This is a genomic window from Tenacibaculum profundi, assembly GCF_057162725.1.
Window position 1 is genome coordinate 1,825,975 of record NZ_CM169894.1, and the last position, 15,316, is coordinate 1,841,290.

The 15,316-nt window shown below is 29.8% G+C and carries 13 protein-coding genes; 9 read left to right on the forward strand and 4 right to left on the reverse strand.

Features of this window, described 5'->3' with window-relative positions; all coding sequences use genetic code 11:
* Positions 1-2: 2 nt before the first annotated feature.
* The 3 genes from AC2GW8_RS07465 to mraZ are packed head-to-tail and all read right to left on the reverse strand — an operon-like array spanning position 3 to position 1,687.
* Positions 3-335, reverse strand: coding sequence for an FtsL-like putative cell division protein (locus AC2GW8_RS07465; RefSeq protein WP_440882128.1), 333 nt, complete (start codon positions 333-335; stop codon positions 3-5).
* Position 336: 1 nt separating this feature from the next.
* Complete coding sequence (gene rsmH, locus AC2GW8_RS07470; protein WP_440882129.1) at positions 337-1,233, reverse strand: 16S rRNA (cytosine(1402)-N(4))-methyltransferase RsmH; 897 nt, start codon at positions 1,231-1,233, stop codon at positions 337-339.
* Positions 1,220-1,687: a division/cell wall cluster transcriptional repressor MraZ gene (gene mraZ, locus AC2GW8_RS07475; RefSeq protein WP_440882130.1), complete on the reverse strand. Its 468-nt coding sequence runs from the start codon at positions 1,685-1,687 to the stop codon at positions 1,220-1,222. The genes rsmH and mraZ overlap by 14 nt, the downstream gene beginning before the upstream one ends.
* Positions 1,688-2,145: 458 nt before the next feature.
* On the opposite strand from mraZ, the gene AC2GW8_RS07480 reads away from it, so the two are divergent.
* The 5 genes from AC2GW8_RS07480 (at position 2,146) to AC2GW8_RS07500 (ending at position 6,746) form a co-directional block, all read left to right on the forward strand.
* A complete protein-coding gene (locus AC2GW8_RS07480) occupies positions 2,146-2,910 on the forward strand; it encodes an alpha/beta fold hydrolase (RefSeq protein ID WP_440882131.1) in 765 nt (254 codons plus the stop codon).
* 95 nt (positions 2,911-3,005) lie between these two features.
* Entirely contained in the window at positions 3,006-3,617 is a 612-nt protein-coding gene (gene yihA, locus AC2GW8_RS07485) for a ribosome biogenesis GTP-binding protein YihA/YsxC (RefSeq protein WP_440882132.1), read from the forward strand.
* 5 nt (positions 3,618-3,622) lie between these two features.
* A complete protein-coding gene (locus AC2GW8_RS07490) occupies positions 3,623-4,309 on the forward strand; it encodes an RluA family pseudouridine synthase (protein ID WP_440882133.1) in 687 nt (228 codons plus the stop codon).
* Between the two features lie 27 nt (positions 4,310-4,336).
* A complete protein-coding gene (locus tag AC2GW8_RS07495; protein ID WP_440882134.1) occupies positions 4,337-5,386 on the forward strand; it encodes an alkane 1-monooxygenase in 1,050 nt (349 codons plus the stop codon).
* A complete protein-coding gene (locus AC2GW8_RS07500; RefSeq protein ID WP_440882135.1) occupies positions 5,376-6,746 on the forward strand; it encodes an aldehyde dehydrogenase in 1,371 nt (456 codons plus the stop codon). The genes AC2GW8_RS07495 and AC2GW8_RS07500 overlap by 11 nt, the downstream gene beginning before the upstream one ends.
* Positions 6,747-6,803: 57 nt before the next feature.
* Here the strand turns inward: AC2GW8_RS07500 and AC2GW8_RS07505 are convergent, their stop codons facing one another.
* On the reverse strand, positions 6,804-9,185 hold the full coding sequence (locus AC2GW8_RS07505) for a penicillin acylase family protein (RefSeq protein WP_440882136.1): 2,382 nt from the start codon (positions 9,183-9,185) through the stop codon (positions 6,804-6,806).
* A gap of 210 nt (positions 9,186-9,395) precedes the next feature.
* On the opposite strand from AC2GW8_RS07505, the gene pelF reads away from it, so the two are divergent.
* The 4 genes from pelF to AC2GW8_RS07525 all read left to right on the forward strand — a co-directional run bounded on the left by pelF (position 9,396) and on the right by AC2GW8_RS07525 (position 15,297).
* Positions 9,396-10,934, forward strand: a complete 1,539-nt coding sequence (pelF, locus tag AC2GW8_RS07510) for a GT4 family glycosyltransferase PelF (protein WP_440882137.1) — start codon at positions 9,396-9,398, stop codon at positions 10,932-10,934.
* Positions 10,931-12,526, forward strand: coding sequence for an MATE family efflux transporter (locus AC2GW8_RS07515; RefSeq protein ID WP_440882138.1), 1,596 nt, complete (start codon positions 10,931-10,933; stop codon positions 12,524-12,526). The genes pelF and AC2GW8_RS07515 overlap by 4 nt, the downstream gene beginning before the upstream one ends.
* 100 nt (positions 12,527-12,626) lie before the next feature.
* Positions 12,627-13,316 carry an endo alpha-1,4 polygalactosaminidase gene (locus AC2GW8_RS07520; protein WP_440882139.1) on the forward strand — a complete coding sequence of 230 codons (690 nt, stop codon included), beginning with the start codon at positions 12,627-12,629 and terminating at the stop codon, positions 13,314-13,316.
* 268 nt (positions 13,317-13,584) lie between these two features.
* On the forward strand, positions 13,585-15,297 hold the full coding sequence (locus tag AC2GW8_RS07525; protein ID WP_440882140.1) for a hypothetical protein: 1,713 nt from the start codon (positions 13,585-13,587) through the stop codon (positions 15,295-15,297).
* The last annotated feature ends 19 nt before the right edge of the window (positions 15,298-15,316 follow it).

The window sequence follows — 15,316 nt, forward strand, 5'->3', positions numbered from 1 at the left end:
CCTTATTGTTGTTTAATTGTTACTTTAATCTTTTTAGGAGGCTTTTTAGCTGGTGCTAAACCCTTCCCTTTCAACTTGGTTCTTATACTACTTTCTAACTTCATCCGCATTAATATGGCACTTGTATCAACATACTCTGCTCTCAACCTTCTTTTTTCTTTATTTAGTTCTGAGATCTCCACCACCTTAGCATCTGCGCTATGAGCTACTGAAATCATTACTAAAAGCAATCCAACTATAAAAAATAACATCTTCCAGTTTCGCACAGAACTATCATCAGTCAGAAAACCTCCTCTTAAAACATCATAAATATTTGCTCTCACTATTAAATTCAATTTATTTCAGCTCTGCTATCCTTAACTTTGCACTTCTTGCTCTATTATTTTCTTTGACCTCTTCTTTAGAGGGAATAATTAATTTTCCTACCCTTTTTAAAGGCTCATTCGTATTCCCAAAAACATCCTTTTCCAATTCCCCATTAAACATTCCTGTCCTTATAAATCGTTTAACTAATCGATCTTCAAGCGAATGGTATGAAATCACACTCAATCGCCCGTTTTCATTAAGCAAACCTGGAACCTGACTTAAAAAATCCTTTAACACCTCTAGCTCTTGATTAACCTCAATTCTTATAGCCTGAAAAACCTGAGCAAGTATTTTATACTCCTTTGCCTTAGGTAAAAAACTTCTCAAAACTTGTTTTAATTGAAAACTTGTTTTAATTTCACCTTCAGCCCTTTCCTGCACAATTCGTTTAGCCAAGGCTCTTGCATTTCGAAGCTCCCCGTACATAAATAAAACATCAGCCAAATCTTTTTCCTCGTACCTATTTATTATTTTTTTTGCAGAAAGCTCAGACTTCTGATCCATTCTCATATCTAAATCTGCATCAAAACGGGTTGAAAACCCTCTATCTGCAGCATCAAATTGATGGGAAGAAACCCCCAAATCCGCTAAAACACCATCAACTTTACCAACACCGTAAAAACGCAGAAACCTTGTAATAAACTTAAAATTTTCTCCAATCAGAACAAATCGACTATCATCTATCAGATTCCTATGAGCATCAGGATCTTGATCAAAAGCAAACAATCTCCCTTTTTCACCCAAACGACTCAAAATTTCACGAGAATGCCCTCCTCCACCAAAAGTCACATCAACATAAACACCCTCTGGTTTTACATCCAGAGCGTCTACACTTTCTTTCAATAACACTGAATTATGATAATTCATCTAAATCTATATTACCCATCACTTCTTCTGCTAAATCAGCAAAATCCACAACAGAATCATCTATTATTTTTTCGTACTTCTCTTTATCCCAAATTTCTATTATGTTGACAGCTGAAGACAACACCAATTCCTTTTTCAAACCTGCAAAACGACACAAATCTTTAGCGATCAAAAACCTACCAACCCCATCCATTTCTACAACTTTAACCCCAGCTGTAAAACGACGAATAAAGTCGTTGTTTTTCTTAACAAAACGATTCAATTTATTTATTTTTGTCATCATCAGATCCCACTCACGCATAGGGTAAACCTCTAAACAGGACTGAAAAACAGATCGCTTCACAACAAATCCATCTTGCAACACCGAAGACAATTGCTTTTTCAAAGCCGTAGGCATCACCAACCTACCTTTTGCATCCATCTTACACTCATATGTTCCGACCAGACTTTCCATTTAACAAACCAATAGTTTGGATCAAAAATATAAAAAAAATACCACTTTACCCCACTTTAAACCACTTTGTTGATAAGTTTCAACACTCTACTTAAAACACTGACTAGCAAAGAATAAATACTTTTTAAAACACCCAAAACGAAACAAGTCAACACACCAGTCTCTTACATAAGCACAAACTACTAATAGTTCGTTAACAAAAATCACTTATTCATATTAACTTAATAAAACATAATTTAAAATTCCATCAAAAGGAAAATAAAACAAATTAACAACCAATCAGGAAACTAAATCTTTATTAAAAACATATCCATTTTTAGGAAATATTTTAGTTTTTACAGACAAAAAACAAAAAAAACTCTTCTAAAAAAAGTGAAACAACGCATTACTATCAATAATAAAAGTGAAAAATTGCCAAAAAAAAACTACATTTGTCGATAAGTCAAATCAAACTTTTTATGACTGAATTTTTAAAGAAGGAAGATAAATTTACTTTCGCAGAAGCAGGAGAAGGAAAACCTATTATCGTTCTACATGGACTCATGGGGGCATTGAGTAATTTTGACACAACTTTTAAATATTTCTCAGAAAAAGGATATCAAGTTTTCATCCTAGAACTCCCATTATACACACTGCCTCTGATTAAAACCAATGTAAAGAATTTAGCTAAATATTTACATGAATTCATTAATTTCAAAGAACTAAAAGACTTTATCTTACTTGGTAATTCTTTAGGTGGTCATGTTGCTTTATACTATACAAAACTTCACCCACGGAATGTTTCAGCTCTAGTTTTGACAGGAAGCTCAGGACTATACGAAAACTCAATGGGAAGCAATTACCCACGAAGAGGTGATAAAGAATTTGTAAGAACTAAAACACGTGCTGTTTTTTACAATCCTGAAATTGCTACGGATGAATTGGTTGACCAAGTTTATGATGTTATTAATAATCGAAATTCTTTAATACGAACTCTTGCAATTGCAAAAAGTGCTGTAAGACATAATATGGCAAAAGATTTACCAAAGATGAATCATCCAACTTGCCTTATTTGGGGTCGACAAGATACAGTAACCCCACCTGAAGTTGCTGAAGATTTTCACAAATTATTACCAAACTCTGACTTATACTGGATTGATAAATGTGGTCATGCCGCAATGATGGAAATACCCGAAAAATTCAATACCATACTTGAGGAATGGCTTTCAAAACGTAACATTTAAATAACTCTCTTTGGATCAAATAAAAATGTTATGCATCAAGAAAAATAAATATTTGGTATTTAGATAAAATAAATATTAAACTTAAATTTACCTTAATGAAAATAAAATCTGCAGAGTTTGTAGTAAGCAATACTAATGTGATTAACTGTCCAAAAGAGAGAATTCCTGAATATGCTTTCATAGGGCGCTCAAATGTTGGAAAATCTTCGTTAATCAATATGCTTATGGAACGGAAAGATTTAGCCAAAACATCAGGTAAACCAGGTAAAACACAGCTAATAAACCATTTTAAAATAAACAATGAATGGTTTTTAGTAGATCTTCCTGGATATGGTTATGCACAAGTATCTAAAAAGAAAAGAGCCAAATTTCAAGGGTTTATTGAATATTATTTTAAAGAAAGAGAACAATTAGTTTGCGCTTTTATTCTTGTAGACTCCAGACATAATCCTCAGAAAATTGATATCGATTTTATGCAATTCTTGGGAGAAAATCAAATTCCATTCTGCATTATTTTTACCAAAGCAGATAAATTAAGTAGTTCCAAATTAGGAAAACAAATAACCTCTTACAAAAAAGAACTATTAAAATATTGGGAGGAATTACCAATGTCTTTCGTCACATCATCAACTAACAAACAAGGCAAGGAAGAATTTTTGAAATTCATAGAAAAAGTTAACGAAGATGTTGGTCCTAATTTCAAATAATGAAAATGCGAACCACAAAAGATTCACTTCAAATTTTATTTGAAGACAACCATATCATAATCATCAATAAGCGTTGTGGAGACATTACCCAGGGCGACAAAACAGGAGACACTCCGCTTAATGAAATTGTTAAACAATTTCTGAAAGAAAAATACAATAAACCTGGCAATGTCTTTTTAGGAACTGCTCATCGTTTAGACAGACCCACTTCAGGTATTGTCATTTATGCAAAAACATCAAAGGCTCTTGAACGTATTAATAAAATGTTCAGGGATAAGAAAATAATAAAAACCTACTGGGCCATTGTAAAAGGACATCCAAAAAAACACAAGAACTCATTAACCAATTTCATCAAAAAAAAACCACAACTCAACAAATCTTTTGTGTACGAAAAAGAAATAAACGGTAGTAAACAGGCAATATTACACTATAAGCTATTAAAAAAACTACAGAATTATTCTTTACTTGAAGTCAATCTAGAGACAGGCAGACATCATCAAATAAGAGTTCAATTATCTAATATAAAACACCCTATTAAAGGAGATTTAAAATATGGTGATAAACGGAGTAATAAGAATGGTGGCATTTCTTTACATGCTCGGAAAATAGAGTTCACACACCCTGTAAGTAAAGAACTTATAAAAATAGTAGCTCCTACTCCTAAGGAAACTATTTGGGAAGAATATCCGTAATTTCGTATATTTAAGAAAATATTATGGATGCGTGCTATTAAATATCTTCTTTTCTTAACACTGCCTATAACCGTGTCAATTTCTTTCATTCAAAATGGATGGTTGACATTCTTACCAGTGATCACATTTTTCATTATAGTTCCGTTACTAGAACTATTTTTTAAACCAAAAAACAACAATTTTAATGAGGAAGAAGAAGAAGTTGAAAAAAACAATAAATTTTATACTCACATTCTTTACTTAGCTGCTACACTACACCTATTTTTCCTTTTATGGTTTTTAATTTTTGTACATCATCAAAACATACCGCTAATAGATTTTATTGGTAAAATAACCTCCATGGGAATGATGTGTGGCGTTATTGGTATTAATGTCGGGCACGAACTGGGGCACAGAAATAATAGAATGGATATATTGATTGGAGAAGTTCTATTACTTAGCTCCCTCAACATGCATTTTCTACCTTATCACAACGCAGGACATCATTTTAATGTTGCTACTAAGAAAGATGCAGCAACCGCCAGACGAAATGAGAATGTTTACATATTCTGGATACGTTCCCATTTCCAAAGTTATTATCAAGCGTGGATATTAGAAAACAAGAAACTTCTCCTAAATAACAAACCTTGGTATCACTATCAGAACAGAATGGTGATATACACCATTGCTTCACTAGCACTAATTTTTCAAATTTTTTACTTTTTGAGTATTAAATCATTATTTGCTTTTATCTTAGCTGCAATCATTGGCATTTTACTATTAGAAACTGTTAATTATATAGAACATTACGGGTTATTAAGAAAACAAAACAAAAGTGGGCGATATGAACGAGTAAAAAGAATCCATTCATGGAACTCTGATCATGTAATAAGTAAATACATTTTATTTAACCTGTCTAGACATTCAGATCATCACTACAATGGAAGCAAACATTATCAACTACTTAAATCATTAGTTGAGAGTCCACAAATGCCAACAGGTTATCCTGGAATGATGATTCTAGCTCTATTTCCTCCTCTATGGTTTAAACTAATGAATAAAAAACTTCAAGCACTACAAAAAAATAATGAATATTAATAAAATAGTACAAAAACAAAAAAGCTTTTTTCTATCACACAAAACGAAAGATGTCTCTTTCAGAAAAAATTCACTAAAAAAGCTCCTTCATGAAATTAAAGAAAAAGAAAAAGAAATAATTAATGCCATCAATAGTGACTTTGGGAAGTCAGAATACGAAACTGTTATGACAGAAACATCAGTCATCATTGCAGAACTAAATCTAACACTTCGAAATATAAAAAAATGGAGTAAGCCTCAAAAAACACTTCCCTCTCTTTTAAACTTTCCATCCATTGCTAAAATTTATAAAGAACCCTATGGAAACACACTTATAATATCTCCTTGGAACTATCCTTTTCAATTGGCCTTCGCACCTCTTATTGGAGCTATTGCTGCCGGAAACACAGTACTTCTTAAACCTTCAGAACATACTTCTAATACGAGTAGTATTATTCGAAAAATTATTGAAAATGTATTCTCTCCAGAACATGTTAGTGTTATTGAAGGAGATGCCTCTGTATCAGAAAAATTATTAAAAATTCGCTGGGACTATATTTTTTTTACAGGAAGCACTTCAATCGGTAAGATAGTAGCAAAAGCTGCAGCAGAACACCTTACTCCCATAACTTTAGAACTTGGTGGTAAGAGCCCTTGTATAATTGATGAGTCAGCAAATTTAAAACTCGCAGCTAAAAGAATTTTGTGGGGTAAGTTTATAAATTGTGGTCAAACCTGTATATCTCCGGATTATATATTAATCCATACTTCTGTTAAAGAAAAATTTATTACTTATTTTCAACAAGAGTTACGGGAAGCCTACGGAGAAAATCCAGAACTTTCTCAAGATTTTCCTAGAATTATTAACTCTTTTAATTTTAACAGGTTACGCAAGATGATGGAGCATAAAATTATCTTAGGAGGTCAAATTAATGAGAAAGATCTTTATATATCACCAACCCTTATTGATGAACCTGAATTAAATAGTAAGGTTATGCAAGAAGAAATTTTCGGACCAATCCTTCCAATAATCTCCTATTCTAGCATCAGTAAAATTGACAAAATCGTATCGCAAAATGATAAACCACTTGCTTTTTATGTATTTTCCAAAAAGAAAAGTTTTGTAAATCAAATGATATCTAAATACTCTTTTGGCGGAGGAACAATTAACGACACTACAGTTCATTTTGTAAATCACAGACTTCCTTTTGGTGGAGTTGGTAAAAGTGGAATGGGAAGCTACCACGGAAAAAGATCTTTCAATACATTTACACACCAAAAAGGCATAGTATTTAGAGCTAACTGGCTAGATATACAAACTAGATATGCTCCATACAAAGGTAAATTAAAGCAACTAAAAACCTTAATGAAATTTGGATAAATATCTCTGATACAAAAACGAAAATATTGTAGACACAATCAATTTTATATTTTAGGCTTAGTCAGGCAGAAAAACAAGAATATTTTTCGAATTTTCAATTTCTGTTTGATTCAATTTCATTTTTACAAATAATCCATTGTGGTATTTTTCTTTTTGATCTCTATAATAAGGACTAAATATATTCCCTGATTGCCCGGTAGGGATTATTGATATACTATTTTCTATATTCGAAAAATCAATTATCCTTCTTGTTGATGGACCTGCATAAACCTTATAATATCCTGTACTATCTATATTGTATATTTTATTATTTATGACTTGATCACCTCCATTTGGCTGGTAGGGCCCTACATTAAATATCTTCCTAAAAATACCTCCTAGTTTTCCTATTACATGTTCATGTTCAACCGAAGCTACTCTTTTCCATTTCCATTCTTCAATATTCTTTCCCAATTGATTTTCAAGAAACTCAACCCCTTTTTTAAAAGATATCAAGACAATATCTTTTTTAGTCTCTTTTTTATTTTTAGTATTTAGATCATCCCACCAAATAGACTCCTCTTTTTTAACTTGATTAGCTAAAACCTTCTCCTCAAATGGTGTATTCATAAATTGATAAAAAACATCCTTCATCTCATCTTTAAATGTATTTTTCATAAACTCATACCTAACTCTATTGTAAATAACAGGCTCAATATTATTTTTTCCAAAATCCCCATTCCATGCTTTTAGTAAATGTAACACTTTTAGCTCTTTCTCCGATAAATCTTGGCTACTAATACAACTAAACATTTTATCAATAATATCAGGCGCCGTAACGGATCTAATATCACAGATCATCTTGATCATATCTTCTTTGGTAAAACCACTTTTATCTTTCAATAAATCTACTATTCTTTTGGCTCTATCTTCTGGCAAGTAATACCCTGGATATAAAATACCTGCTATAGAATCTGGCTGATTATTTGCAGAATAAACATATCCCCATTCAGGGTTAATTGCTTGTGGATTCTTATCGAACTCTAAAAATTCTATAATTTCATCTTTCCCAGATAATCCGTTTAAAAATACTTTTCTATAAAGCCCCTCTCTATATTTATAAAGCTTTCCTGCTCCAAACCAAGCTATATTATCCTTTACATCACCATACATAAGATTCAATCCTGGCGAATGTAACAATGCTGCCCCTTTTTTAAATTGGGAAATTGAATTAGAATGTGATAACTGATAAGCTGCTTCAAGTAAATCATTATCTAATTTTGTGTATATCCATTGCATAGAAATAGGACGAGGACCTTTAATATGATCTATAAGATTATTTATAATTGGACCATGTTGACTAAATTTTACTTGATAATTTATGGTTTGACCTCCTTTAACTTTTATACTCTTATTAATTAATTTATATTTTTCTATCCCGTTCTTTGTTTTATAACACATATCATCATTTTCTATATTTTCCTCAACATAAAAGTCAATGTCATCATTTTGAAACATAGTTACACCATAAGCGTAATTTCTATTATGTCCGAGAAGCGGAAAAGGAGTTAGCGCGAGATTATACCCATACATTTCATAATCTGGAGTTTTTATATGGGATTGGTACCAAACTGAAGGTTGAGAATATGCGATATGTGGATCGTTCGCAAAAAGAACTTTTCCTGATTTAGTTTTTTCTTTACCTATAACCCATGAATTACTCCCTATAAATGAAGCTACTGGTAATCTGTCTATTATTGTATTTATTGCTTTTGATATTTTAATACTTGATTCGGCACAACTGTAATTTTCTATGGAGGTTAAGTTAGAATAATCTGCTTCTACCAATTCTTTCAAATAGTTTTTCCCAAGCTTCTCTTTAATTGCCGTTAGCATAGGATCTGTTTTATGAGCCAAGGCAAAGCTAAATGCCATGTATGCGAAAACATTGTAAATATCCTTAAGTGTATATTTTTCCTTATCAATGCCCAACATATAAAACTCTATAGGCTTAGGACCTTTTTCTATAAATTGATTCACCCCGTTCAAATAAGCCATCGCCATTTTAAAAGATAAACTATTTTGATTAACCCTTTCAATATTTTGTGCAATTCTTTCTTCAATTCCAATTCCTAAAAAAAATTTATCAACTGAAACAAAATCTTTTCCAAAAATTTCAGCTAATCTACCTGCAGCAACCCTTCTAGTTAACTCCATTTGCCATAACCTATCCTGAGCATGAACATAACCTAAAGCAATGTAGGCATCAATACTATTACTCGCATTGATATGAGGCACACCTATATCATCAAAATAAACCTTCACAAGATCTGAAATCCCCGTTAAATTCAATTTACCATTATAGATTGGCTTTAATTTTTTATAGAAAAAAAAGCTTCCAATCATCATTATTATTAGAAAGGATGCTACAAGACCAAGAACTTTTCGACTAAAAATCATTTATAAAAAAATTTCTTTTCCTAAATATAAATATCTTTTTCACTTTTTTTAAACTCATTTTATTCTCGAAATTCTAAAAAATCACAACAACAACAAAATAGTAAAAACACTTAAGAAAATATAGTAAAAACCCTTAATCCCTAACTAAAAGCTTTTATATAAATTTGGCCACCCCCCGACTCTTATTCTTGAATTTTAAATTATAAAAAAATGAATTTAAAAAAAGTAAGAGAGCCGATTGAAAAAAAAAGGGTCCTTCTTGTCACTGAAGGAACGTATCCATATAACTATGGCGGGGTCTCAAGCTGGTCGCACACATTATGTAATCTAACAAAAAATGTTGATTATCTTATCTATTCTTTGAATGCTCACTATGAAGAAAAACCAAAATATGAAATACATGATAATGTAAAAAAAATAATACAAGTACCACTTTGGGCTACCTACGATTTATATGATATAGTAGACTATGGTATTTCGTATAAAAAAATAGTTTCAAAAAAAAGAAATACGAATAGGTCTATTATAAAATATAACTTTCTCAAGTCTTATAGAACTTTTATTTCGAATTTAATTGATAAAAACGGAGACATAAAAAAACTTGAAGAAAGTATCTATGAACTATGGGAATATTTTGAAAAATTCGATTATGAACTTACTGTAAAAAATATATTAGTTTGGGAAGAATTTAAAAAAGTCATAATAAAATCTAATTTTAAATCTTCTAACTTAATCTTAAGTGATATATCGTTTTCATTTCAATATATTAACAAACTATTACTTCCCCTCACGATTCCTATTCCAAAAGTAGATATTGTTCACATTACATTAGCTGGACTCCCAATTTTACCTGCATTAATTGCAAAAAAGCTATACAAAGCTCAAATTTTGTCTACTGAACACGGCGTGTTTATTAGAGAAAATATGATTAACATTAGCAGTTCATCATTCTCTTTTTTCGTGAAAAACTTAATTATAAAATGCTCCGAATCTATTTGTAAGCTCGCCTATACAAGATCAGATCTTGTTACTTCCGTGAACAAATTCAACACAAAATGGGAGTTTAGATACGGTTTAAGTGAGGATCGATCCAAAGTAATTTATAACGGGGTTGATGAAAATAGATTTACAATAGGAGAAAAACCTGATCATTTAAAAAATATTCCAACAGTTGTTGCTATCGCAAGAATATTTGCATTGAAAGATATAATTACAATGATTAAAACCTGTGACTATGTAAGAAATAAAATTCCCAACGTACAATTCATTGTATACGGCGACAAAAAAGCTGACTTAGAGTATGTGCAAGAATGTGAGGATTTAATACAAGAGCTAAAATTAAAAGAAAACTTCATACTCGCTGGACATCATAATCAACCAAATAAAGCTTTTTTAGAAGGCGACATTTCTATTTTGACATCTATTTCAGAAGGCTTTCCATATACTGTAATAGAATCCATGAGTTGTGGGGTTCCTGTAGTAGGGACAGACGTTGGGGGAGTTGCTGAAGCTATTACGGAAAAAACGGGGTTTGTTTGTAATCCTAAAGATTATAAAAACATAGGTGAACGAGTTTTTTATTTGCTCTCCAATCCTGAAATACGAAAAAAAATGGGGATTGAATCCCGAAAAAGAGTTTTAGAAAACTTTACACTTCATAAAATCATTCAAACTTATGAAGATACTTACGAAAGTTTAACCCAACCAAAAACACTTACAAAAAAGCTAACCTCTTATATTAAAAAATGATAGAAGATATTGAAGAAAGTAAACGTCTACTACTGCAAAAAATTAAAAATAAAATCGGATCTCCAGTATCTATTGACGTAGTTGTAGCTACGCTAGAATCATTAGGAATAAAAAGTAAGAATATTCAAAATGATTTTGGGTATGATGACTCTTGGGAACTCTCAAAATATATTTATCAGGAACTAACATTGAATGTTGAAACTGACATTAAAAATGAGAAACAATTAGAAGATGAAAATGAAGCTACAAAAAAAAACAGAAGAATATCGCTTAGCGCCTATTTGTTTTTTAAACAATATTTTCTGAGTACGTCATACCTCCTTGCTTTTGCCATACAACTAACATCAATTATTACTTACGGATTCTCTATTTATATATACACTGGCTTCAATCATGTTCAATCAACTGTTGTTGTTTTAGGGATTATAATAGGTATGATAATCAGTGGTGGATTTATACAAGTTATTGGTAATCAAGTGTCCGGGCATTTTTACCTCAAAGATTATCAATTAGTTCAAAAAATGACATTCTCATTGCTTAAAAAAGGGAGTGTTTTCATAATTTCAAGTATTTTTATATTATTTTGTATTAATCTAATTATACCTTTCTATCCAATTAAAACAGCACTTCTTATTGGAGCTTATGCTTTTTGGGTTGGTTTGCTCTTCTTAGTTTTTGCTCCCCTACATGTGGTAAAAAACCGTAAAATAATATTGCTAGCAACAATACTTGCTACTGGGATATGTTTACCTTTAATCAATAACCCATTTCTAAACTTATATCAACTACATTTTATTGGTCTTATCATCGCTATATCAACGGTAATGTTATTTCTTGTAATATACTTTAAAATAAAAATAAAGCATAGCCAACCTAGCAAAATTAAATTCCAAAAAGGAGCTATATTTTATAATAATATTCATTCTTTTCAATATGGTATTTTAATTAATTTATTTTTTTTCATAGATAGGATTGTGGCTTGGTCTAGCACTAAAGTTGGGAATTTTTTTATGCCAATTTATTACGAAAAAGATTATGAAATTGGTATGGATATTTCAATTATTTTCTTCCTTTTCCTTGCAGGAATACTCGAATATGGAAACACCTCTATATTTAATCTTCTTAATAATCAAAAAAATAAAACTAATTTCAATAACCTAAAAAAATATAAGAAAAAAGTTCGCTTATTATATCTTAAGAATCTTTCAACTATATTTATCTCATCCGTTCCTGTCTACCTAATTATTTTATATATTTTTTATGGTAACTGGGGGTATAATTATTTTTTCACCGAATCTTTAAAAACAATAAACATAAAAGTTGCTAATATTGGAGTTCTAGGTTATTTATTCTTATGTTGTGGTATGCTCAATTGTTCATACTTATTATCAATGAAAAGACAGAAAGAAGTTTTACAAATTCTTTCATTGTCTTGTGCAATAAATTTAGCCTTTGGACTCTTATTTAGTCGATTATTATCTTATGAAGATAGTGTATTTGGAATGCTTATTGCCTCTGTATTTTTAACTATTGTAAGTTTTAAAGAAAATATAAAAGTTTATAAAAACATTGACTACTATGCTACACAATAAATACTTGATTTTATTTTTTAGTTATTTTTTCTTCCTAAAATCCTATGCAAATCGTAATAACGTATTTTTATGTTATGGAAAAGTTCCTGTTCATGAAATAATGAACTACACGTATGTTATTATAGAAGCAAGCTATTACAATAGTGCAGAAGTAGCTATTTTAAAGCAACATAATCAATATGTATTATCCTATATATCAATTGGCGAAATAAATAAATACACTTCTTTCTACAAAAAAGGAAAAGCCTATACTATTCCAGGAAAAAATAATATTTGGAATAGCTATTATCTTGACATAAAGCAGAAACCTCTTCAAAAAATAATTTTAGAAGACATTAACAATAAAATCAATACCAAAGGGTTTGATGGGCTATTTTTAGATAATGTGGATAATTATGGAAATTATGGGAAACAAAAACATTTACGAACTTACTTAATTTCTTTTTTAAAAAACTTGAGGCAAGTGTATCCGAATATTTTTTTGATGCAAAATGCAGGTCTTGACCTAGTAAATGAAACACATGGTTTAATTAACTCAATTGGTATAGAATCTATTATAACAGCATATGATTTTGAGCAAAAGAAATATCTATTTAGAGCTAAAAACGAATTAAAAACAAAAATTTCATTAATAAAAAAAATAGAAAAAGAATACAATATACCTTTTATCATAATTGAATATATGGACAGTAAAAAAGGTAAAAATAAAATACTCAGAAAAATGAAAAAATTTAAATGGGACATCTTTATTGGACAAATTGATTTACAAACTAAACCAGTGTTTAAATAATATGGGTATGTATGTAAACAGTTTTCTTTATGCGCTTATAAGACTTATTTTTGCCTTCTTAATTTTCTATTTCATTAGAAAGTCTGTAAAAAAGAAAAGAAGTGATTTATTTTCTTATTTCATAATTTTCAATATTAGTAAATATACGTCGATTAGTGTTATTTTAGTATTTATATTAACTTCAGTTCAAGCCTTTAACTTATTCAATTATTTAATATGTATTCTAATTTTTCTTGTTTTTGACTTAAATAACTTTAATTCCCCCAAAATGATTCTTACTACATTGAAAGATGGGTTTGAAAAAGCTACCTCTGAATTCATTAGTTTAATTGAATCTTCAAATAAGAAAAAACATTTTAAAAGATATATCAGTCCTAAAAAATTAGATAACAACGAAATTTATGATCTCGTTTCTGTCCTATTAATTATTATTATTACCTACGTCTCGAGAATGTATTTCTACAAGAATGACTTATTCCTATTCTCTGAAAACTGGTTCTCTGATTTTGATAAACTCTCATTAATAGAACAGCAACAATGGTTCAATACCGAATACCAAGAAATGGGAGAATATGCTCTTATTAGCTTAATAAGTAAATTCTTTAAGCTTAGCCTAGGTATGAGCTTACAAATGTTCGGTTTATTACAAATTATAATTCTTTCAATTCTTATTTACTTCATAATAAAAAATATTAGTAAAACAAATAGTGTTTTTTTCCCATTTCTTACATCGCTATTCCTCTCTGGGCACTTTGACATTTTACCTAATGATATTACCCTAATATTTCAACATAGGAAAATATTTACAGTATTAATTATTTTATTACCAATCTTTATTAAGATATCTAAAAAACAACATTTTTATAAATTTCGAACAAACTTTATTTTACTTTGTCTTTCATTTATTTCGATAGCACTAACTCACTTTGCTTCAATTGTAATAATAATAATACCATTTGTTTCAATACTCTTTATTTTTGATAACAATAAACCAATAAAACAAAAAATAACCTTATTATTCTCACCTATTATCATTGGTACTTTGATTCTTGGTAGCTTTATTTTTCTTTTTGAATTTGGAGAATTCAACACCTTTTTTTTCCTAAAAAATAGTTTTATCGAAGTTTCAAACTATACAAAAATGGGAAATCCAAGGTTTGACTTTAATACTATTACTCTTTTAGTATCTTTTTCTTCGATAATAACAATATTAATCAACATTTTTAATAATCGTGTAAATTTTTTTCCTTTAATATTATGTATTTTATACTTACTGTATGTAAACCTATACCGTACTAATCACTTTTTAATTGATAAAAATTTACTTCTACCAATCATAAGTATTCTCACACCGGTTTGTGCTATAATAGCTGTTTTTGAAATATTATTAAACAACTTCAAGTGGAACACTTCAAAGTATACTGAAAGTTCTGCCTTATTGATCTTACTTATTCTATTTTTTATTGGAAATCATTACCAAAAAACTAGTTTAAAGCACCTTAAAGAGTCAAATGAGACAAATCGACAACTATTATCTGTTTATGATAAAATAATAACTAGCCATCTTCCCTATAGCTATGCGGTCTCAAATCTACAAAAAGCAATGCCTTTTAGTGAATCCAATCATTTCTTTATAAATTATCATGAACTGAATAAAACTTATATTGATAAAGATTCTATTTTTCATACAAATAGAAAAAAGAATGACTTTCTTAAAAAACATCCTGAAGCAACTATCCCTAACAGTGTTTTCATATTTGAAATTCTTGATTTAGATAAAAATATCAGCCGCACTGGCTTTTTAACTCCCGAAAATCAGTTTAAAGAAAACGACCGTATAATTAATGTTTTAAAATCACGAGGAAGGGATATTTTACTCTTTATGAATACTAATCGGGTAAGAGTATATAAAATAACAAATAAAAAAAACAGTAGTGATATAGATAAGATGTTATTTTACGATAATCGATTTGAAGGATAATTATATATTAAATAGAAAA

What these genes read in the sequence shown, in the direction of transcription:
- AC2GW8_RS07505 (WP_440882136.1), bottom strand. Translation starts at nt 9,185, where the DNA reads ATGATTTTTAGTCGAAAAGTTCTTGGTCTTGTAGCATCCTTTCTAATA.
- AC2GW8_RS07490 (WP_440882133.1), top strand. Translation starts at nt 3,623, where the DNA reads ATGCGAACCACAAAAGATTCACTTCAAATTTTATTTGAAGACAACCAT.
- rsmH (WP_440882129.1), bottom strand. Translation starts at nt 1,233, where the DNA reads ATGAATTATCATAATTCAGTGTTATTGAAAGAAAGTGTAGACGCTCTG.
- mraZ (WP_440882130.1), bottom strand. Translation starts at nt 1,687, where the DNA reads ATGGAAAGTCTGGTCGGAACATATGAGTGTAAGATGGATGCAAAAGGT.
- AC2GW8_RS07480 (WP_440882131.1), top strand. Translation starts at nt 2,146, where the DNA reads ATGACTGAATTTTTAAAGAAGGAAGATAAATTTACTTTCGCAGAAGCA.
- AC2GW8_RS07520 (WP_440882139.1), top strand. Translation starts at nt 12,627, where the DNA reads ATGAACTACACGTATGTTATTATAGAAGCAAGCTATTACAATAGTGCA.
- yihA (WP_440882132.1), top strand. Translation starts at nt 3,006, where the DNA reads ATGAAAATAAAATCTGCAGAGTTTGTAGTAAGCAATACTAATGTGATT.
- AC2GW8_RS07495 (WP_440882134.1), top strand. Translation starts at nt 4,337, where the DNA reads ATGCGTGCTATTAAATATCTTCTTTTCTTAACACTGCCTATAACCGTG.
- AC2GW8_RS07515 (WP_440882138.1), top strand. Translation starts at nt 10,931, where the DNA reads ATGATAGAAGATATTGAAGAAAGTAAACGTCTACTACTGCAAAAAATT.
- AC2GW8_RS07525 (WP_440882140.1), top strand. Translation starts at nt 13,585, where the DNA reads ATGATTCTTACTACATTGAAAGATGGGTTTGAAAAAGCTACCTCTGAA.
- AC2GW8_RS07500 (WP_440882135.1), top strand. Translation starts at nt 5,376, where the DNA reads ATGAATATTAATAAAATAGTACAAAAACAAAAAAGCTTTTTTCTATCA.
- pelF (WP_440882137.1), top strand. Translation starts at nt 9,396, where the DNA reads ATGAATTTAAAAAAAGTAAGAGAGCCGATTGAAAAAAAAAGGGTCCTT.